The sequence below is a fragment of the Vibrio pomeroyi genome, assembly GCA_041879425.1.
Taxonomy (GTDB): Bacteria; Pseudomonadota; Gammaproteobacteria; order Enterobacterales; family Vibrionaceae; genus Vibrio; species Vibrio pomeroyi_A.
On the sequence record CP090854.1, the window covers coordinates 2,001,319 to 2,023,778 of the forward strand.

The window sequence follows — 22,460 nt, forward strand, 5'->3', positions numbered from 1 at the left end:
AACCAATGAACAGCAAAGCCAGCCAAACCTTGACCAAACCTTCACTACTTAACCTGTCTCTTCGGGTTAAGTTGATGCTGGCCATCATGGCGGTTTTGCTGTTTTCCATCACCTTAAATGCAACACTAAACTATTTCAATTTCGAAAAAAGGCTGACTGAAACCTCCGATTCCATCTATGAGATTGTGTTGGAGGAAACACATAACGACATCAATCAAGCGATCAGTTTAGGCTTACCTCTCTCAGCAATATCAAACATACAAAGCATGTTGGACCGCCGTTTAAAAATCGTCGATGGCATTACCGCTTTGGTGGTCGTCTCAACTTCGGGCGAACGACTGTTTGGTACAGGAGAGGGAAATCAAGAAAGTGACCGTCAGCTATCACTAGACATCACCAATTCCTTTGGATTAGTAGAGGGCCAAGTTAAGCTCTATTACTCCACAACTCTTTTAGAGCAACAAAAAACCTTCTTGCTCAAGCTTCAGTTTCTCTATTCGGCGATTTGGATACTGCTCTCTTGCTTATTCGCGTTTGTCGCCTTGAAATATCTATTAGAAGGTATTGTTGGCCGAGTAAAAGGTGCAACCGCGATATTTGAATCCGCCGCGGATTCGGATGAATTGCTTCTGACCATTACCCAGGCTCACAAAGCACTGCAATCGCCAAACTCACTGTCTAAGTTTGAAAAACTCAAAACCAAACATTTCCCAGTGTTTATCATCTCACTTGCTATCCTTCTGACGATCATTGCCAACCTTGGGGTTTCGTATCAATCTCTAGACAAGTTCTCCCAACTCTACGAAGTGAAACTCGAGCAAAAATCCAACCTAATTGGCGACTCATTAAATCAAATGATCAAAGGGTTACTTGATAAAGGAGTTCCTGACGACAAGCTACATGGCTTAGAAGAGGAGTTTGCTTTCTTCGTTGATCATCATAGCGAAATTCTCTCGATTAACTTCGAAGGACAGTCTGGCACTTCTTATCGTTACCCAGCAGAGCACGTTGAGCATCCTTCAATTCGAGAGTCGACGTTCTCACTCAACAACAGCCACACGATTCAATTGAACGTCACTACCGACAACAACTTGATCATCAACCTGCTCAAAGAGAGCGTCATGGATATGATTACCGTGCTGGTTGCCTCTTGCCTTGTAGTGGCTGAAATCATTCTATTTATGTGTAATTTCATGATTATTTCGCCATGGAACCAAGTAAAGAAAGTATTCATGTTGGTCAATCGAGACATTGTTAATCATTTGGCGAAGATCTCGACCCGCGATGAAATTGGCAAACTGCTTAACCTCACCAACCAAGCGATCACAAAGCTCAACCCAAGTCAGCCATCGCAAGATATCGACAAACAAGACTTTCGATTCATTCGCTTACCGCTGTTTTTATTGGTGTTCTCAGAAGCGTCTTCGCTAGCGTTTTTTCCTAGATTTGTCTCTTCGCTAGAAAACACCACCGGCTGGATTCCTGAAAACCTTGTCACTAGCCTACCCATTTCCCTATTCATGCTGTGTTGGGCTATCTCGCTACCGTTTGCGGGTTATTGGTCAGACAAAGTAGGCAGAAGACACTCATTGATGACAGGTGGTCTCATCACCTGTATCGGCTTAGTCGCGACTGCTTTCATTCAGTCCCTTGAACTGTTACTCGTCGCTCGAGCTTTTACTGCGGTTGGCTACGGCATTGTATTCATTTCAGCACAAGGCTATGTGTCCGATACCACAAACGACACTAACCGCACCAAGGGCATGGCAACTTTCTTGTCAGCCTTCTTCTCTGGATCTTTATGCGGTGCCGCGATTGGTGGAATTCTCGCGGAAAAATTGGGCTATTCAGAAACGTTTATGCTTGCGGGGTTATTGGCAACGCTCAGTGTGTTACTCGTGTATGTGTTTTTCGAAAAATCGAACACCAGTAATTCAAGCAAGCCAGTTAAATTAAAAGACTTTAAGCTGCTGTTGAGCAATAAGTATTTCGCCTTAATCACGATATTCAGTGCGATACCCGCGAAGATCGTCCTCACAGGATTCCTTTACTACATCTGCCCTGTTTACCTGCAATTCCTTGGCGAAAGCAGCTCTGTTTCTGGGCGTGTGATTATGGCTTACGGTCTCGCCATCATATTAATTTCGCCATTGAGTTCCATTCTGGTCGACAAACTCAAAAACAAAATGGCCTTTATCTTTATTGGTGGACTACTCTCATCCCTCGCCTTGCTTAATTTCTATTTCTTCCAAGGCACATTAGGGTTACTGCTGATCGTGATAATTATCGGTATTGCTCACGGCATCTGTGTTTCTCCACAAATACCTTTGGTTATCGACCTGCTTTCCGGTCAAGGAATCGAGAAAGGAAAAATCATTGGTATTTTCAGACTTACAGAGCGTATCGGTAATATCGCGGGGCCAATGCTGGCTGGGGTTTGTTTGAGTATCTTCGGTTACGACCAAACCATTCTTATATTTGGCGCGTCGCTTCTCGCGAGCTCCTTTAGTTTAATTGTGTTTTTCTCGATATTCCTGAAGTCTGATAAACAGAAGCTAGGGGTTCAATCATGAGATTTATAGTGTTCGTTCTCAGCTTTATTTTAATGTCCCCATCTTCATTTGCTAAGAGTGATGAAAAACACGTCATTCTTTTATTATGGCGGGGAGTAACGGATGCTGAACAAGGCTTCATGGATTATTTATCCCAACATATTGATGTGAGATTTACCGTTCTTGATGCTAGCCGAGATAAAGCTCAGCTCAAACAACATATTCGAGATCTAGAATATAAAGAAGCCGACCTCATTTATTCATTTGGTACCACTATCACACTGAATTTATTAGGAACTTACACTGAACCTAGCGAATTTAGAATAAACAACACGACGCCCGTTGTATTCAGTATCGTGACCGACCCTGTGGGTTCTAAGTTAATCACTGATTTATCTTCAACAGACAGAAACTTTACTGGTGTATCGCACATCGTACCCCATGAAATACAGTTTAAAGCGATAGAAAAGCTCAATAACATTTCAAGCCTTGGGGTTATATATAACGCTGACGAAAATAATTCGATTATCACCGCAAATAAAATGATGGAGTTATCGGAAATTTATAACAAGCGTGTTATGTTGTACCCATTAAACATTGATAAAACCAAGTCAAACAGCGACTTAATTAACATCACGATAAACAATATGAAACGTGATGGTATCGATATGGCTTATTTACCCCCGGATTCATACATTATCACCCAAGGCGGGGACGTCGTATCGGGGCTACATTCCGCAGGTATACCTACTTTTTCGGCGACCGAGAGTCCGATAAGAAAACATAAGGCCCTGTTTGGCATTGTTAGCCGTTACTACAATGTTGGTCAATTCGCTGGATACAAAGCGAAGAACATATTGAAAGGAACTCAAAAAGCTTCAGACATTCCGATAGAGTCACTGAGCCAATATTCCTATATTGTTAATATCGAGGCCGCACATAAGCTCGACTATTACCCGCCAGTGTCAATATTGAAGATCTCTGAAGTGATAGGACACTCTAATGATGTTAACTAGAGCCTCTACCATCAGATTATCGTTAATCACCCTACTCATCTCGACGTTTTGGTCGGTGAGTGCCTCTGCTCAAGTCAAAATTGGGCCATCTCGCCTAATGCTGACTACGCAAGATTGGCCGCCGTACCAAACCTATGAAAATGCCTCAATGCAAGGAATCGCCTTAGACAAGGTTAAATGCGCCTTAGGTATGATGGGACAACCTTATCAGCTGACAATGACCACTTGGTCTGATGCGCAATTGCGTGTTCATAGCGGCAGTCAACACGGTTTCTTCGTGGCAACCAAAACCTCTGAACGAGATGAATACGCAACGCTCTCTGCGCCTATCGCGAAGCAAACTTTGAATTGGTATTTTGGCCCAGGAGTGGAACCGAAGGTTGATGAATTGTCAAAGTTAAACCTTAACTTTTCTGCCAAATTTGGCTCAAACAAATGGTTTTGGCTAAAACGTAATGGATTTAACGTCGTTAAGCAGCCACGAGATGCTAAAGTATTACTAAGACTTTTAAAACAAAGGGAAATTGATGTTGTTTTAGAGGATGAGTTGGTCTTTAAAAGAGAATTGGATAAAGCCTCTTTACCACTCGATTACTTCAATTCGACGAATTTAGATACCAAGGATATGGGGGTCTACTTTTCGAATCGATTCCTTAAAACCTACTCAGGTTTCCTAGATAGTTTTAACTCAGCCATATCCAAGTGCAAGGAGTAGCCATTGTCCATCAGTGTCCACATGATTTCTGTACCTGCTGAAGAGGTTGTGTCCTCTAGAGTGTCGTATCTGCCAGAAAGTGGCGGAAGCTTAGGCCGTTCCCCATCATGTGATATTGCACTACCCGATCAAACGAAATGGATATCTCGAACTCACTGCCAACTCTACCCCACTGACCGTGGTTACGTGATTAAAGACATCAGTAACAACGGCGTTTCGTTGAACGACAAATCACTGGCAAAAGAGAAAGAGTACGTCATTACCGATGGTGACATCATCAAACTGGGCGGTTACACACTATTAGTGAGCCTATTAAGTGACCCAAAAGTGAGCGCGGCCAATAACACCACACAGGATGATACTTTTATAGAACCTTTCAACTTAAAACTAGACGACAGCGACACAGACTTTTTAGATGACGCTCCAGAAGTCGCAACCGTTAAGAAAGCCTCAAATTTCTCGTCGAAGAACGTATTGAGTAACGACCCCTTCTCGTCTGACCCTTTTGAAGATTTAGACGAAGACAAAGTCATACCCAACATTGAAGTGGACGAAATTGCTCATGGCGATAGTAACGCCCTCTCTTCTGCTGAACTAGAGTACTTACCGGTTAATGTTGATAACAACACACGTATAGAAGAGTCGATCGACAAGCTCATTACCTTAACTGAGAAAAACCAACAGTACTTACAGAATCCACAACTGCAGCAAAAAGCACTGTTCGACGCGTTAGAACAGACTGTTGATCAGTTCCTCAATGAATTTGCACCAAAGCAACTTGAGAATCAGTTTAGTGAGTATGTAAGTAACGGTATTTTTACCAACAAAGATAAAAAGTATTGGAAGATCTACAGAAAGCACTTCCAACACCGCCAAGACAACGGAGATTTCAGACGTCAGTTCAAAGCGCTGTTTATGGAGAATATGCAAAAGCAAAGCGAGGAGAGAGAATGAAACGTCTCATACTCTTATCGCTTTGTTTACTGATCGCAGCATGCTCTTCATCGGATCCAGCTCCTGTGGTCACTCAATACTCGTTGACCGTTAAAGCGGATGCGACAGTCAACCAATACAATGACGACCAAGCCAATCCTGTAGTGGTTAGGCTTTATCAATTAACGGATCAACAACTGTTTAAACAACTTCCGTTTATTGATTTATACAACAATGACTTGCAGTTACTGGCAGCCAACCTAGTTTCAAAACAGGTATTACCCATTGTACTACCGAGCTCAGAACAAAAACTGACGTTAGATATCAATAAGAACACTCAATACATTGCAGCACTGGTCGAATTCGCGGATTACCAAAACGGCACGACCAAAACCGTTTTGATGATGCCTTCCGACCCAGAGCAAACGTTAGAGTTAACAATTACAGGGAAGAAAGCAGAGTTGGCCGTGATACAGCCTGACTCGAGCTGGTGGCAAATCTTTTAATAAAAAAGCCAATATATAAAAATAATAGAAAAGGATTTTACGTGGACGCTTTCAAAAAAGTAGTGTGGCAAGAAGGGATGTTTATTGCGCCTCAGCACTTTCAGCAGCAAGATCGCTATGTGCAAAACTACATTCGTCAGAACATCGAAACACTGGCTGGTTTTGCCCCTTTCTTTGGCATCACCGAATTAGTGCTGAACCACGATCTATTGAAGATCGGTAAGCTATCTATCCCAAGTTGTTCTGGTGTGTTCCCTGATGGAACCCAGTTTAACCTCAAGCAAGAAATCGTCGTCGATATTCCGCAGGGTACGATTGAAACCATTGTTTATCTTGCTCTTCCAATCTCTTTGCAAGGTAACAATGACTACAGTGAAGACGGTCAAGAACAGAGCCGCTACATCACCCGTTCAATCAACGTATTCGATTCCTCAACCTCTGAAAACGCCAGTGTTGAAGTTGATGTCGCGCAGCTTAATATTGGCCTCAAATTCGCGGGAGAAGACACGTCTGGTTTTACGTTAATTCCCGTCGCTAAGATCTTAGAAATCAGTGATTCTGATGAAGTGATGCTTGATAGAGCCTTCATTCCAGCTTGCCTACATTACGGTGCCTCAACTCTCCTTAGCGAACGAGTCAAAGAAATTCATGCGCTGGTCAGTAATCGAGCTCAAAACCTTCTGAAACGCATCGAAGCTGGACAAGGACAAAAGAGTCCTCAGTCTATGATGCAAGATTTCTTGTGGCTTCAAACGCTCAACACTTGGCTGCCGTGGTTTGAATTAACCATCAGTAACACCAAATACCCGACGCACGAACTGTATTCGAAATTAAAACAGTTTGAAGCTCAAGTCATGGCGTTAACACCTGCGATTCCTGATGAGTGCCAACCGTTAAAATATGACAAGCTTTACGACAACTTTAATCCGCTGTTTTCGAGCTTAAGAAACTTACTGACACTCGTTCAACAAGATTCGGTTATCGAGTTCAAGTGGGATATTTCACTGTTTGAAAAACGTCGCCTACTTCGCACGCTAATCAAAGATCCAAGCAGCGTTTATAACCGCCGTTTCGTTTTGAGTGTTAAGTCTGACATCAGCAGCACAGAGCTAAATGAGTTATTCCCTATTTCCGCTAAGCTCAGCAGTAACAACAAGATTGTAGAACTCGTTCGAAGCTCACTGTCTGGTATCTCGTTAACGCCACTGCCTATCGCGCCAAGTGAGCTGAAGCCGATGCAAGGCGTCGCTTATTTTGAGGTCGATACCAAAGACAGAAACTGGCTCGATATGCTTGATACTCGTGATGCGATTGCGCTGCACGTCGATGCTCGCATACCTGCTCTCGAAGTCGTTCTATACGCGTTGAGATAATGGCTATGGACTATTTAGACGAAGAAACACTGGTCATCGATAAAGCGTCAAAAGGCTCTGCGAATACAGATTCTGACCAGGCTTTTTCTAAATTGGTGGCGGTACACTCCACCAGCACCCAAGAAGAGTTTCTGCGTCACTTTGATAAGGCAGAGAATCAACTTATCAACATCAGTAGTGATTTGCTGACTAAGACACTCAAGATATCGACACTGTCTGAGCCAGAAGATTTAACCGTTTTCCGAGAGCAGTTTATTCAGGGCATTAACGACATAAAGGCTCAAGCGACCGAGCTTACCTACCCTATAGCCGTTATCGACAAGCTCTGCTTTTTGTATGCAGTGGTGATCGATGAGTTCATCATCTACACCGAATGGGGAGAGAAGCGAGGCTGGGAAAACAAAACCCTACTGAGTGAACTGTTTGGTATGCGTAACGGTGGCGAACTGTTCTTCTCTGTCGCAGAAAAAGCAGCAAGACAACCACACAAGCTGATCGATCTTCTGGAGATCATCTACCTTTTCATCAATATTGGCTTCAAAGGCCAATACCGTGAAGGCGGCGCTGAACAGTTAAAAGTGTTCGTTCATCAATTAGAACAAACCATCAGCCAATATCGTACCGCCAGTGGCGTTCATTGCCGCACTAAGGTAAAGCTACCCGAAGTAAGAAAACCGACCAGACGCAAGCGTTACTTTATCACCAGTTTGTTTTTCTTTTGCCTGATAGCGACCAGTATTGGCTTAACGGAATTTTGGTATACCAAGACTCATGAGCAACGAGCTCGAGATTTCACCTTCTTACCAAACTTTAGCCAGCGTTACGTTTTGTCTGGTGAAATCAAAGACATCGTCTTCATCAGCCAAGATAACGACTTGGAGAGCCCACCTCGTCACGCGAGTAAAGCCGACGCGGTAGAAGCCTCACAAACCACCAACTTCATACCAAGCACAGCCAATTGGTTAGTGCAGCTCGCGACATTCTCAAGTAAGAAAAATGCTCAGGCGTTCATTAATAACCTATCTCCGTCCGCTTATGAGCCAATTATCTCACCTTACAAAAAATACTACCGAGTGATATTGAGAGCAAACACCTCAGAAGAAGCGAGAACGACCAAAGCATGGTACGTAGAAAACGGCCAAATAAACGCCATTATTGTTCGCACTTCTGCGCATGACTTAAACAAGGAAGAGTCTAACTGATTATGCCGGATGCCAAATCAAACAAGTCAGGCAATGTAAAGAAAACAGTAGGCATTTCTGCCCTGGCCTCTGTCGCCTTTTTTACCGTCGCCTCTAGCGTTATTCTATTAACACCACTCAATGCTTATTTGGTGTGGGCACTGACGACTATCGCCATTATATCCACGCTTATCGGCTTTATTTGCTACTGGGTGCTCATTAAGCGCAGCGCAAAATCACAAGAAGAGTCGTTAGACAAAGAACTGATTCAGAAAAGACAAAAGCAACTAGCAAACCATTTCAAGCGTATGATCAGCGGGCAAAAGCGCAAAACTCGCTTAACTAGTCGTTACGACCAGCCTATCTATTTGCTATTGAGCCAAAACCCGAACAAAGACAAAAGCATCATCACGCAGATGGGTTACGAGGCTTATAAGCTTGATGATTTCGGTAATGACATCGAATTCCCTATCCTATTTTGGGTCAGTGAGCATTCAATTTTGGTATCTATCAGCATGGGGGAAGACCAACATCCTGAATACCTGAAAACACTGTGTCAGTCCTTAACCGCTTGGCGCCCAAGACAAGCGGCCAATGGCTTGTTGCTTACTACTGACGTTTCCTCACTATTAGCAAACAATGAACAAATCACACAGCAAGCTGACGAACTCAAATCAACAATAAAGACGTTTAATCAAGCATTTGGTGTCAGCTTGCCGATATATAACGTTATATCGAACATGGGCAGCATCAGTGATTTTTGTCAGTTCTTCTCCGCTTTTGATGAGTCGAAACGCGATGAAGTATTCGGTGCTACCGCTCCTTATTCGATACACGGTGGCATCGATGCAAACTGGTTTAATGATGAATACGATCATTTGATCAGTGAATTGATCGCGAACATGAGCAATGCATTAGCAGGTCAATTGAATCAAGATTACCGGAACTCTATTGCTAGTGCCCCTTTCCAATTCGGCTTGTTAAAACAGAACCTTTGGCTGTTCCTAAATCGCTTGTATCGTGGAGAGCAACTCAGCGATGCACTGCAGTTTAGAGGCTTTTACTTCACTCATGATGGTCAAAGCTCTGCTCAATCAGACTTATTGGCGAGCGCTGTCTCTTACTCCGTCGGCCACGAGCATTATCAGCAGAATGAGCAAATCCCGGTAAACCAAACCCTGTTTGCCCAATACCTGATGACTCACGTGATCCTATCTGAGCACGAACTTGTCGGCGTAAACAAACGCAAAGAGAACACCTTACTCGTGAATCAAGTGCTGTTCACACTCTCTTGGATTGGCTTACTTGCCGCCGTATTGCTGGTGATTAAGTTCGACTTCGATTTCCAGAACCAACGTGAGACTAGAGCCGATGTGATGTTGGAACGTTATAAAGAAGCCATCTCGGCATCGCCTTATGACATCGAAAACATGGCGGACAATATTCCGAACCTGTTCTCACTGCAGCGAATCTACAACCTCTACAATCAGCCGGAGCCTTGGTATAGCTTGCCGTTTATGCCAAACCCAAGTATCAAGGAAGAAGTCGAAGAAGCATACTTCACCGAGTTACAACAAGTCCTGATTCCTTCTATGGAGAACACACTCGAGAAAGATCTCTTCGTCTATGTGAACTTAGAAGATCAGTCACAGACTCTCTCTTTACTTAATAACTATCGTTTACTGTTTAGCAAAGACAGAACCAACGTCCAAGAGCTTAAGAACTACTACGTTCGTACTCTGCAAGATCAAGGTGAAGCTGATAGCGTCAACATCGCTCAATTAGACGTGCTGCTTAATGACATCTTTGCGCGTAACCTGACGCCGATAAAATCGAATCATGATTTAGAAAGTCTTGCCAAGAAAGTCATCACTCAAACAGGCATTGAAACCCTGCTGTACGAACACATCCAAAGTTCGACAGCCTATGCCAAACGCGTCGATATTCGCGGTGAGTTAGGTGACAACTTTGGCTCAGTACTTCAATTTTCGCCAAGCTACGCTGGCTACTTGGTTCCGTATATCTACACACCAACCGGTTTTAACGAACTCGATTTATCGGTGAACTCTCCTACTCTCAAGTCCGCTTTGCAGTCCTATGAAGGTGTGGCTGGCGCTTATCCTAGCGCATTAGAACTTCACCGCATCAGTAGAGAGTTAAAGCAGACTTATCAGAACGACTACATCAACTATTGGCGTGATTTAGTTCGTAATGTCGAGGTCAAAGAAGTAGCCGATCCAACGCAACTGAAAAGTGCCCTAACGAGCCTATCAGAAGCAAGCAATAACCCACTCGTCAGTTTGTATTCGACCATAGCTAAATATACCTATGTAGAGCTTGAAATCCCTGCGAAGGATGACAAAGAGCAAGATCCTGCAAGCATGCCGATTCAAGATCCTGACAAGAAGGAATCTGCTCGCCAGATATCTCTTAGCTTCCAAGCATATAAGAAACAGGTATCGGCCAATGACCAAGGTAAGAAGCCAATAGATAACCTTCTTACGGCGTTTATCAATGCTAAAAAATGGGGAGACAAGTTTTACGAAACTAAGGAGCCACAAAAGGTCGCCTTTGATACGCTGTCCGTTACGTTGCAAGCTGGTAACCCTATTGCTTCACTATCCAGCTTATCCAACAGTCATTTAGAGGTCGCTGAAGAGCTGATTAATAAGGTGGTACACCAAAGCAATGAGACGGTAATGTCACTGGCTCACGACTTCCTGAATACAGCATGGTCAAATGAAATTTATCAGCCTTATCAACAGCGTTTAGCTTCATTCTATCCATTCAATCAAAAATCTAAATCAGACGTGAGTGTGGCAGATGTTAAAGCCTTCTTCGTGACCAACGGGATTGTCGACAAGTTCTCTCAAACTCGCCTGAATGGATTCGTAAAAGACAGCGACGAAGCGCCTTATTTACCGGGGCTACTTCCAGGTACGGGCTTATCGATCACACCCGATGTTTGGACAATGATGGATAAGGCTGCTGATATAAAGAGCGCCCTATTCTTAGCCGATCCATCCAATATCCTGATTAACTTCCAGTTGAAAGCCGTCGATATGACGCCCAACATCACGGAGTTTTCGATCATTTCAGATAAGCCAATCTTTACCTATCGTCATGGTCCAACGCTATGGAGCCAACAATCGTGGCAAGGTGACGCGAAGTTTATTGAGAAGCTAGGCGTTCAACTCAATGCGCAGGACTCTACAATTGGGCAGAACACTGTGAAAGGCACATGGAGTTGGTTCCGCTTGTTCGAACCAAACGTGAACTTTACCTCGGCACAAGACACTCAGGTTGAGTTTGTTTACGGCGACAGCAAGGTGAAACTGACCATTAAAACTCAAGGTCAATCGAATCCGTTTGTTCCGGGCTTCTTCTCTGGGTTCTCTCTACCAAGTGGGATCTAATAACGCTTCTTCAAATAGCTCGCCTTCCCTATCGAGGCGAGCTCAACTCTCCGAAGATCTTGCCTCTTCTAATCAGAGGAATTTGAATGATGAAAAGCTTCAGCAAGTGCTCCAGCATCATGGTTACACTGAACTCACTCGTTTAAGTTCGCGAGTTTTCAGAGCCCAGCACCCTAATTGGGGACTGGTAACGATCAAGTACGCTCAAGAGCTAAAGCACCGCCACTTTCTAAAACAAGAGGCGGAGTTTCTCTACTCCAATACTAATTTCAATACCAACTCTAATAAACAAGACATCTGGCTGCAATATTGTGATTACTTTTCTAGCCACAAGAGTGACTGCCTAGTGCTTTCTTACATTGATGGTCAGACACTATTGGAAATTCAAACCAATTCACAGCCCACACAGCCTTTGCTTTATCACTGGCTGAACGCGCTAGAAAAGGTCATAAACCAAGTCCACACGTTAGGTTTCGTTCATGGTGATATCAAACCTTCCAACATTATTTGTAATCCACAAGGTAAAGCTCAACTCATCGACTTTGGCTCTGTCACTAAAATAGGGACGGAACGCTCTGTGCTTCGCTTTGACAGCTACACACCTCGATACTCTAGACACCAATCAATCACAAACAAGTTGGATGATTGGTTCGCGCTCGCTGTCATATTAGAAGAGCTATTAGATGCTGCAGCACTGCCAAGTCGATATCAGATTCTATTAAAGCAGCATAGATAAACCGGCCATATCTACAGTTTTACAGATCTGCAGACAACAAAAAGCGGATGATCAATCATCCGCTTTTTGCATTCGTTTTAAGCACGTTAAGTCTTACTTTGAGCTTTGGTGGCTGAGTTTTTAGTGCACTAGGAGTTTTTAGTGCACTAGGATTTTTTAGGGCGCTAGGAGTTATTCGAACACAAAGAGTTATTCAGGCACTAAAAGCGATTCCAATCCACCAGCAACCGTCGCTGCGAGTGCTTTAGGCGCTAGGCTTTCTTTTACACTCTCTTTGATCGTTGTGCCGTTGAAGAAATTCTTAACCTGTTGCTTTCTTACTGCCTTGGTAAACGCTTTTTCATCCGTTCCCGGTATAAAGTTAGGCTCACCACGCGCTGCGTTCAACACCTGCTTCACTCCGGGCTTATTACTCTCTAACGAGATTTCACTATTAGCAATGAACGCCTTGGCTTCTTCTTGTAGCGTAGCGTAAGCACTCAATGTCGACTTCTGGAAAGACAACTTAATCACAGAAGGATCAGTGTTCACCTTAAAGCCAAACTTTCGCTTAATTCTTCGAGTTAATCGCGTCTTCATATTCGGAGGTGGTGGCGTAATGTCTGTGATAGATAAGAAGTTATATGGCGAACTGTAACAAGGCATGCAAACCATATAGGAAGCAATCACAGGGATCTCTTCCATCTTCATTTTGAACCAGTCGCGGAAGAAGTTCGCGCCAATAACGTCTCGCTTTTGATTAAGCATCACACACTCTTGCTTAAACTTGCGAAACTTACGTTCCATTACCCACTTGTCGTATAAACCGCGGAAAAAGTTGAAGATAGAAAGTACGGCTTTAACAATACTGGTCACCGTTGCGCCAATACCTGAGCTCGCAAGGTTAATCGCAATCACACCACCATGAGCCAATGCGATCATTGAATCTTGGATAGCAACCGCACGAATCTCGCCACGGATTTTATCAATCACATCAGCACCAACACGCGTTGTGCTCATAGAGCTCAAGTGACGAGTTTTGTGGTTGTTTACAGCTTTACCTAACGCCGAGTAAATCCGCGTGGCGGCTTCTTTTATGTCGTCGATAGCAGGTGCTAAGTCTGCAAAAATCCGCTTAACTAAGCTTGGAATCATGCTCAGTATCTGCGCCTTAATATCATCCATCGCGATACTGGTTATGCTCTTAGCGTAATCGAGGAATTTCTCTTTGATCTGCTCGGTTATGTTTTCAATCATACCCGCGAGGCTGGTTCCACTTCCTGTGACGCCCTCAGTAATGGTACCTGTTAAGCTGTCTACTTCTGTTGCAGCGGCAACTGCAATCTTAACTTTATCTACTTTAGTGACACCCACCAAATCAGCATTCGCAAACAGCGATAGCATGTCTTTCTGAATGAGGGTCAGCCCTGTATTCGGCATCGTACGTTCTCCCTGTAACAAATCCACGATAGAAGTTACTTGAACGACTAAGTACCCCTGAATCATTCGGTCTTAGCGAACTAAAACGTGAACTATTCAACCTTGATCGCACTACTACACTATCCATGTAGTTATTCTTTGTTAAATAAAGGTTAACATATAAAATATCTATTCATAGAAAGGTTCGCCATTATTTCCTTTTAGATTCCAAAACCAACAATTAACCCTCCAGAAATCATGCATTTCCACCAAATTCCACTACGCTTTATTAGCATAGAACATAGCAATCTGATTAAATTTTTTAGGGACGAAAAATGAATCAAATTACGACAGAGAAACCGATTATTCTGGTTGTTGATGACATCCCGGATAACATCCATACCCTCTCGGGGATCCTTAACGACGACTTTAAAATCAAAGCAGCGACATCCGGTGAAAAGGCTTTGAAAATCGCCGCCTCATCGCCAAAGCCCCATCTCATTCTTCTTGATATCATGATGCCAGAAATGGATGGTTATGAAGTTTGCCGCAGGCTTAAAAGTGACCCAGTCACATCTGATATCCCTGTTATCTTCGTTACCGCTAAAACCGATGTGGTCGACGAACAAAAAGGCTTTGAACTCGGAGCCGTGGATTACATCACCAAACCCGTCAGCCCACCCATTGTGAAGGCTCGTGTAGTGACACACATTTCTCTGTACGACCAAAACCTAGCGCTCTCTCGTAAGGTTAGGCAGAGAACAGAGGCATTAGCGATGAGCCGCCTTGAGATTATCCGCAAGCTTGGTCGCGCCGCTGAATATAAGGACAACGAAACTGGTATGCACGTTGTAAGAATGAGTTACTACTCCAAGATTCTTGCTCAGCAGTTAGACGTCAGTGAAGAGTGGGTAGAATTATTATTCCAAGCAGCGCCGATGCACGATATTGGTAAAATCGGTATTCCTGACCGCATATTGGGTAAACCCGGTAAGCTTGATGCAGATGAGTGGGCGATCATGCAAACACACGTCACCATTGGTGGGGATATTATTGGAGACAATGACTCTAAATTGCTCAAACTTGCCCAAGAAATCGCCCTTTACCACCATGAGAAATGGGATGGCAGTGGCTACCCTCATAAGCTGTCAGGTGAAGATATCCCTCTAAGTGCACGCATTGTTGCCATTGCAGACGTGTTCGATGCCCTAACCAGCGAACGTCCATACAAAGAAGCTTGGCCGATCGAAAAAGCAATTGGACTGATACAAGAACAAGCTGGCCAACACTTCGACCCTAACTTGGTCCCTATCTTCATTAGTAAGCTCGACGAGATGCTCACCGTCAAAGACTCTTTTACTGATGAACAAGAACATTAAGTACGCTGGTACTTTATACACACAGGTACTTTATGAATACTGTTTCTAGATTCGCTACTGATTCAAAAATAATCTTAATCTCGTTTCTTATTGCGGCCATCGTGGTGTTTTCCGTCGCTGTTGGCGCTTGGATCAACCTCAATAATCGATTCATTGGTGTTGAAGAGTACGCCTCTAGTACTAGATTATTGACCTCCCTTGATAAACTGCGCGTTTACGAACTCTCCTTCAGCAACGATTACAACGAACAAGTTATCGAAGACTTTGATCAAGAAGCAAAGCACACCATTCAGCTCGCCAACGATTATGAGGGCGAATATGCAGCATCACTACCTGTTGATTCGCTCACCAAGTACCTGATTCAATTCAAAGAATATGTCGACATCATCAAGTTGAGCCAATCAACTAGAGCACTCATGGACGAGCGCTCAAACGCCGCAACAAAGCTGTTACGGGACATGAGGGATTTACATAACCAAGCCATTAACCAAAACAGTCAGAATATAAGAGCACTAAGACTAACCAGCGAAGGCCTAACCAACGTTGCCTTAAAAACCAGTCAACTTGCCACTCTTGCGGTCAATATACAAAATCTCGAAAAAGAATACCTACTCAACGGTGATCTAAAAACCTACTCGTTGGTCAAATTTGAGATGCAAAAAGCTTCACAGTTAGTTTTGGAACTGCAACAACAGATCTCAGATGACAACGGGCAACAACTTTTAGACATCATCGATAAAGCGAAGAACCGCTACTACACCAACTTAGTTCAACTCCAAGGCGTGCCAGTTTCTTCTACTAAATTAAGAGCTTCACTCATCAGTCAAGTCACACTCAGTGGTTCTGAATTTTCGCGTTCGGTTGGGTTACTCTATCAAGCAAAGCAGAGCCAAGTGGCTGAGCTGAATCATCTCGTATCCCAATCCCAAGCCGAACTCTCATCTCAATTACTCATAGGGCAAGAACTGCTGGAGATTCGTACACTATTAAGTCGTTCAAGTCGATTAGATCGCGATTTCCTTTTGACTAGCTCAGAGGAGCAGAAACTCATTGCCAACAGAGTCTCCGACGTCATCAATGAAATGCAAGCTAAGTCAAGCAACGCTCAACAGCTTATTCGCTTGTACGCGCCAAATATAAAAATAACCGCCTTTGATATGCATATTAGTGTCTATGAATCTCAATTTAGTGAGTTGGTCAACTCCCAGATGCGCGGCCACCAATTGCTTGAAGCTATGGACAGTTCCTTTATAGAACTTCGAGATTTTGTATCCCAACGCCACTTAGCGGAGAGCGTCAATGTAAAAGATTCGTCTAGTGTCACTTTTCACTTAGCTGTTGGCGGTGTGATCTTCTTCGTCATCATATTGTTAATGGGCTTACTCGCTAACAAGGCGCATTCAGCTTTAGAAGCTTTCGCACACAGTCTAGCCGAAGCAAGAGACGAAGCTGATGCCGCAAACCAAGCAAAATCGGACTTCCTCGCTAACATGAGTCATGAAATTCGAACGCCAATGAATGCCATCATTGGTATGAGCTACTTGGCACTGAAAACTGATTTAACCAAGGCGCAGCGTAACTACATCCACAAAGTAAAACTCTCTTCAGACACCCTACTCGGCCTTATCAACGACATTCTCGATTTCTCTAAAATCGAAGCGGGTAAATTGGACATAGAGAACGTTGATTTCCACCTTGAGAACGTACTCGATAACATCACCAATCTAGTTGGTTTACGTGCTTCTGAGCGTGGGCTAGAGCTCCTTATCCAAGTAGACCGAGACGTACCGACCAATCTGATTGGTGACCCGTTAAGGCTTGGTCAAATCCTGATTAACCTGAGTAACAACGCTGTTAAGTTCACAGAGAAAGGCGAAGTGAAAATTTCAATCTCTGTCGAAGAAAGAAATGGCGATGACATCAAGCTGAACTTTGCTGTTTCAGACAGTGGCATTGGTATGACACAAGAACAAGCCGCTAAGCTGTTCAACAAATTCACGCAAGCCGACAGCTCTACCACCCGAAAATATGGTGGTACTGGCTTAGGTTTGGCGATCAGTAAAGAACTAAGCCAACTAATGGGTGGAGACATCCAAGTGACGACTGAGCTTGGCAAAGGATCAACCTTCTCCTTCACCATCTCAACACAAGTCAGCCACTCTATTACTCAAAACCGAGTCGTGGTTCCTGCTTCGATTAATCATTTGAAAGTGCTGGTTGTTGATGATAATTCCAGTGCGCGCTTGATCGTTGGCGATATTCTCGAGTCTCTCAAGCTGACTCCAACGTTAAGTGCCTCTGTTGATGAAGCCTTAGTAGAACTCCACACTGCAGATGTTAACAACAAGCCCTTTGATCTGATTATCTCTGATTGGAAAATGCCTAAGCGCGATGGTGTTGACCTGTTAGAAGCGCTCAATCACGGCTTATCATTGAGTAAAGAGCCGAAAATAATGATGCTCACCGCTTATGGTCGTGAAGAACTAGCCGAGGCCATTACCCAAAGAGGATTTGAAGTTCCAAGTATTTTGGACAAACCGATTACTTCGTCTCACCTTTACGACTCTATCGTATCCCTTTATGGACTGGACTCAGATCGAGTATCTCGCAGCGAATTGGAACAACAGAACCAGCTTGCCAATGTTCAACAACTCGCAGGTGCTAACCTCTTGTTGGTTGAAGACAACGAGATAAACCAAGAACTAGCCACTGAGCTGTTAGAGGGGCAGCAGATTAAAGTCACTATTGCAGAGAATGGGCAACAAGCCATCGAGCTTTATCAGCAAGCCATCACTGACGAGACCCCTTTCGATGGTATTTTGATGGACTGCCAGATGCCGATTATGGATGGATACGAGGCGACAGAGCATATTCGTAACGAGATAAAAGACAGCCAAACCCCTATCATCGCAATGACCGCAAACGTGATGGAACGAGATAAAGAGAAAGCACTCAACTGTGGTATGAGTGACATCATCGCGAAACCGATTGATGTAGGCTCTATGTTCGCAACCTTAGCTAATTGGGTTTCACCGTCTAACCCAGTACAATTCAATGTTTTGTTGCAAGAGTCGAGTGTAACTCCACAAGATGACAACCGTTCAGAGAGTGAACCAGAGACATTGCCTGCCATTAATGGTCTCGATACCAACATGGGATTGATACGAGCAAGTAACAATCACAAGCTCTACATGAAGTTATTGAAGCGATTTGTTGAAGCATATTCTGACGAAGATACCTTAACTGCTGAGCTATCAAGCAGTGCCCAGCAGCGCTACTTGCACACCCTTAAAGGTGTGGCTGGTAATCTAGGTGCGAGCGATTTACATAGCTTGTGTGAAAAACTGGAGTCCGAGCTTACCGATGACGAACTAAAACAGAACGTTATTAAAACCACGATCGAGATCAGTCAGGGGATCTCCAACGCAGTATTCCAAACAACAAACACAACCGACAACTCCAATGAACAAGTTACGGGTACTGACTCAGCAACAAATCAGCCAGATACTGTTTTGTACCATCAGTTGTTAGAAGCCGTTGCCAATGATGACACTGAAGCACTCAACATCATTCTTAACATTGAAGATGGCACCGAGGTTGGGTTAACACCTTCTGAGTTCAAGAGATTAGAAAGCTCGTTAGAAGAGTTTGACTTCGATACAGCGACTGAACTGCTAAAAGGCTCAACACTAGCCAACTCATCATGAGCCTTAAATACTAAATATGTCATAAATTACAAGCTGTTAAAGAGAGCCCAAGTGGCTCTCTTTTTTTATCTACCTCTGACAGTAGCGACTCCCCTCACCTTGCCGTGAACTTTATGAACTTTATTCACCCAATGTTCTTTATCCTCAATATCGCCGCATTGCAGACAATTCGTTAACACACCGTTAACTTTAGCTTCATCTACTAAGCAATACCCTACTCGTGTGTTTAGTAGCTGGATATAAACATAAGTTTCTCTCCATTGAAGAGATCCCCTACATAAGGAACGTGAACCATGTTCAAGGCACTGAAACCTACTCTTGCGGCTTCTATCATCGCAGCAACCTTTTCTTTCAACACTTTTGCTGCTGACGTAGAGAAAATCCACTTCCTAATCCCTGGCGGCGCTGGTGGCGGTTGGGATATGACAGCTCGTGGTACTGGTGATGTACTGGTGAAATCAGACATCGTAGAAAATGTCTCTTTCCAAAACCTATCTGGTGGCGGCGGCGGTAAAGCCATTGCACACCTAATTGAAACGGCTCAACGCCAAGAAGATACGCTGATGGTGAACTCAACACCTATCGTTGTGCGCTCTCTAACGGGTATTTTCCCACAGTCTTTCCGTGACCTAACACCAGTTGCTGCAACCATTGCCGATTACGGCGCAATCGTTGCTTCTGCAGATTCTAAATACAACACGTGGGAAGACGTAGTAAAAGAATTCGAAACCAACCCTCGTAAAGTAAAAATTGCTGGCGGTTCAGCTCGTGGCAGCATGGATCACCTTGTGGTTGCAGCAGCCTTTAAAGGCGAAGGTTTTGATGCGAAAAAGGTTCGCTACATTGCTTACGATGCGGGCGGTAAAGCGATGGCTGCACTGCTTTCTGGCGAAACCCAACTGCTTTCAACTGGCCTTGGTGAAGTACTAGAGATGTCTAAATCTGGACAGGTAAAAGTACTTGCGGTAACAGCACCAAAACGTCTTGAAGCAGCACCAGACATTCCAACACTAACCGAATACGGCAACGAAACAGTATTTTCTAACTGGCGTGGATTCTTCGCGGCTCCAAATACTAGTCAAGCGAAAATCGATGAGTGGAATGAAGCACTAGGCAAAATGTACAAAACCGATGAGTGGCAAGTGGTTCGTGACCGTAACGGTTGGATCGATAACTACAAAGCGGACAAAGATTTCTACGCCTTCCTAGAAGATCAAGAAAAACAGATGGGCGACCTAATGCGTGAGCTTGGTTTCTTGAAATAACCAACAACGATAGAGGGACTTTGTGCCCTCTTACTCTTTCCTTGTTTCGCCGTACATGAGTTAACTTCAAACTCCTTTGTTTATTCGTAGACGTATTACTCACGCTTGCTGATTCGTTGTAAATGCAAGTGGCTTGCTCAGTTCAAGCATCGTAATTCGCTTACCTTCGGTTAGTGATCCCAGACATTTCATTGACTCGCTCATGTACGGTTTTTTTATTTTTCTACACCACCCAAATGGAGTTGGATATGTCGGACTTACCAACCAAATTTTTCAGTAAGGAATCTTTGCTTTCAGGCGATCGTCTCGGAGCTCTGATCTTTATGCTGGCGTGCTTGTGCTACGGCTACCAAACCACTCTGATACCGCTGTTTCCTGGTGATGAATATGAACCCTTTACCGCGAGAACACTGCCTACCCTGCTGACTTTTATCGGTATCGGGTTGTCGCTGATTCTGCTTGTGACTGGTCAGCCAGACAAAAAGCTCAAGTGTGAAACCGCACCTTTAAACTGGAAGCTGCTGATTGGTTTCTTAGTACTAATGGCTTTTTATGGCGTTGGACTGACATACCTTGGCTTCGTTCTAGCAACAAGCTTCTTCCTATTTGCGGGCTTCTACCTACTGGGTGAGCGCCGTAAATCTATTTTATTTGGCGCGTCGTTTCCTTTCGTTATCGCGTTCTTTCTTCTTTTAACTCAAGGCTTAGATATCTACCTAGAGCCTGGTTTAATCTTCACTCTTTGGTAGGGATAACATTATGTTAGACGGAATTTTACAAGGACTTTCGACCGCTGTGATGCCAATGAACATCATGATGGTAATCGTGGGCTGTTTCGTAGGTACCTTCATCGGGATGCTGCCGGGGCTAGGTCCAATCTCAGCCATTGCTCTGATGATCCCTATCACTTACGGCCTAGACCCATCTTCTGGTCTTATTTTGATGGCAGGTGTTTACTACGGCGCGGTATTTGGTGGTTCAACGTCATCAATCCTAATCAACGCTCCGGGTTGTTCTTCTACTGTGGTAACGGCGTTCGACGGCTACCCAATGGCACAAAAAGGCCAAGCAGGTAAAGCACTAGCCCTTGCAGCTTACTCTTCTTTTACTGGCGGTACGCTTTCAGCAATTATGCTTTTGATCGCTGCGCCCGCTCTAGCAAGCGTGTCACTGAGCTTCCAGTCTTCTGACTACTTTGCACTGATGCTATTAGGTTTATCAGCTGTCGCGGCGTTTGCAGGCCCAGGACAGGTTATCAAGGCGTGGATGATGACCATCTTAGGCTTGATGCTTTCAACGGTAGGTATCGACAAAGGCGTTGGTGTTGAGCGTTTCACATTCGGCCTAACAGATCTGATGGATGGCTTCAGCTTCCTATTGCTGGCGATGGCGACGTTCGCACTGGGTGAGACCTTAATGGGCATTCTTAAACCTGAGCAAGACAACAGCGCTGAAGAAAGTAAAAAGATGTCCGATATTGGCAGCATGAAAGTGACCAAAGAAGAGTTCAAAGAGGTTGCTCCGGTTTCAATTCGTTCTTCAATCCTTGGCTTCTTTACTGGTGTACTTCCAGGTGCTGGTGCAACCATCGCTGCTTTCTTAAGTTACGGTATGGAGCGCAGCCTTGCACCGAAAGACAAACAGAAAGAGTTTGGTAAAGGCAGCATTCGTGGTCTTGTTGCTCCAGAATCGGCAAACAACGCAGCATCAAGTGGTTCATTCGTTCCGCTACTGACGCTAGGTATTCCGGGCTCTGGTACTACCGCAATCATGCTAGGTGCATTGATCGCTTACGGCATCCAACCGGGTCCTCGCCTGTTCGTTGAGCATCCAGATGTGTTCTGGTCGGTGATTATCTCTATGTACTTTGGCAACATCGTACTGGTGATCTTGAACCTGCCGCTTATTCCTTACATCTCTAAGTTGCTGGCAGTACCAAGAACAGTGCTACTACCAATGATTATCTTCTTCTCAATCACTGGTGTGTACTTGGTGTCATTTAACACCATGGACGTATTTGTGATGCTACTAGTGGCAATGGCGGCGATAGCATTAAGACTTGCCAACTTCCCACTCGCCCCGTTATTGCTTGGCTTTATCTTAGGTGGCTTGATGGAAGAAAACTTAAGACGAGCACTGATGATCAGCGATGGAGAGCTTAGCTTCTTGTGGGAACGCCCTATCACTATGACGTTCACCATCTTGGCTGTATTGGTTCTTTCTAGCCCGATTCTGGTTAAGCTGTTCAAGAGCTTTAGAGCAAAACCAGTTGAAGTTTAGACT

15 protein-coding genes are annotated in these 22,460 nt (G+C 44.1%); 14 read left to right on the top strand and 1 reads right to left on the bottom strand.

Going from position 1 to position 22,460, the window contains the following annotated elements; translation table 11 throughout:
* The first annotated feature begins 5 nt into the window (after window positions 1-5).
* The 9 genes from L0992_08940 to L0992_08980 all read left to right on the top strand — a co-directional run bounded on the left by L0992_08940 (window position 6) and on the right by L0992_08980 (window position 12,428).
* Window positions 6-2,573: an MFS transporter gene (locus L0992_08940; protein ID XGB65852.1), complete on the top strand. Its 2,568-nt coding sequence runs from the start codon at window positions 6-8 to the stop codon at window positions 2,571-2,573.
* Window positions 2,570-3,568, top strand: coding sequence for an ABC transporter substrate-binding protein (locus L0992_08945; GenBank protein ID XGB65853.1), 999 nt, complete (start codon window positions 2,570-2,572; stop codon window positions 3,566-3,568). Before L0992_08940 ends, L0992_08945 begins: the two co-directional genes overlap by 4 nt.
* Window positions 3,555-4,283 carry a transporter substrate-binding domain-containing protein gene (locus L0992_08950; protein XGB65854.1) on the top strand — a complete coding sequence of 243 codons (729 nt, stop codon included), beginning with the start codon at window positions 3,555-3,557 and terminating at the stop codon, window positions 4,281-4,283. The genes L0992_08945 and L0992_08950 overlap by 14 nt, the downstream gene beginning before the upstream one ends.
* Window positions 4,284-4,286: 3 nt before the next feature.
* The gene (locus L0992_08955) at window positions 4,287-5,237 is read left to right on the top strand and encodes an FHA domain-containing protein (protein ID XGB65855.1); all 951 of its coding nucleotides are present in this window, start codon (window positions 4,287-4,289) and stop codon (window positions 5,235-5,237) included.
* Window positions 5,234-5,722 carry a type VI secretion system lipoprotein TssJ gene (gene tssJ, locus L0992_08960; protein ID XGB65856.1) on the top strand — a complete coding sequence of 163 codons (489 nt, stop codon included), beginning with the start codon at window positions 5,234-5,236 and terminating at the stop codon, window positions 5,720-5,722. Before L0992_08955 ends, tssJ begins: the two co-directional genes overlap by 4 nt.
* Window positions 5,723-5,763: 41 nt before the next feature.
* Window positions 5,764-7,095, top strand: coding sequence for a type VI secretion system baseplate subunit TssK (tssK, locus tag L0992_08965; GenBank protein XGB65857.1), 1,332 nt, complete (start codon window positions 5,764-5,766; stop codon window positions 7,093-7,095).
* A 5-nt stretch (window positions 7,096-7,100) separates the two neighbouring features.
* Window positions 7,101-8,297: a type IVB secretion system protein IcmH/DotU gene (icmH, locus tag L0992_08970; GenBank protein XGB65858.1), complete on the top strand. Its 1,197-nt coding sequence runs from the start codon at window positions 7,101-7,103 to the stop codon at window positions 8,295-8,297.
* Window positions 8,298-8,299: 2 nt separating this feature from the next.
* Entirely contained in the window at window positions 8,300-11,692 is a 3,393-nt protein-coding gene (gene tssM / locus L0992_08975) for a type VI secretion system membrane subunit TssM (protein XGB65859.1), read from the top strand.
* A gap of 82 nt (window positions 11,693-11,774) precedes the next feature.
* Window positions 11,775-12,428 carry an AarF/UbiB family protein gene (locus tag L0992_08980; protein XGB65860.1) on the top strand — a complete coding sequence of 218 codons (654 nt, stop codon included), beginning with the start codon at window positions 11,775-11,777 and terminating at the stop codon, window positions 12,426-12,428.
* A gap of 189 nt (window positions 12,429-12,617) precedes the next feature.
* On the opposite strand, the gene L0992_08985 is transcribed toward L0992_08980, so the two are convergent.
* Window positions 12,618-13,847 carry a hypothetical protein gene (locus tag L0992_08985; protein XGB65861.1) on the bottom strand — a complete coding sequence of 410 codons (1,230 nt, stop codon included), beginning with the start codon at window positions 13,845-13,847 and terminating at the stop codon, window positions 12,618-12,620.
* 314 nt (window positions 13,848-14,161) lie between these two features.
* Between L0992_08985 and L0992_08990 the strand changes: the two genes are divergently transcribed.
* From L0992_08990 to L0992_09010, 5 genes are all read left to right on the top strand, one after another.
* Window positions 14,162-15,205, top strand: a complete 1,044-nt coding sequence (locus tag L0992_08990) for a two-component system response regulator (protein ID XGB65862.1) — start codon at window positions 14,162-14,164, stop codon at window positions 15,203-15,205.
* A gap of 32 nt (window positions 15,206-15,237) precedes the next feature.
* Window positions 15,238-18,912: a response regulator gene (locus L0992_08995; protein ID XGB65863.1), complete on the top strand. Its 3,675-nt coding sequence runs from the start codon at window positions 15,238-15,240 to the stop codon at window positions 18,910-18,912.
* Between the two features lie 293 nt (window positions 18,913-19,205).
* Entirely contained in the window at window positions 19,206-20,177 is a 972-nt protein-coding gene (locus L0992_09000; protein ID XGB65864.1) for a tripartite tricarboxylate transporter substrate binding protein, read from the top strand.
* Window positions 20,178-20,425: 248 nt separating this feature from the next.
* Window positions 20,426-20,926, top strand: coding sequence for a tripartite tricarboxylate transporter TctB family protein (locus tag L0992_09005; GenBank protein ID XGB65865.1), 501 nt, complete (start codon window positions 20,426-20,428; stop codon window positions 20,924-20,926).
* A gap of 10 nt (window positions 20,927-20,936) precedes the next feature.
* Window positions 20,937-22,457: a tripartite tricarboxylate transporter permease gene (locus L0992_09010; GenBank protein ID XGB65866.1), complete on the top strand. Its 1,521-nt coding sequence runs from the start codon at window positions 20,937-20,939 to the stop codon at window positions 22,455-22,457.
* Window positions 22,458-22,460 lie beyond the last annotated feature (3 nt).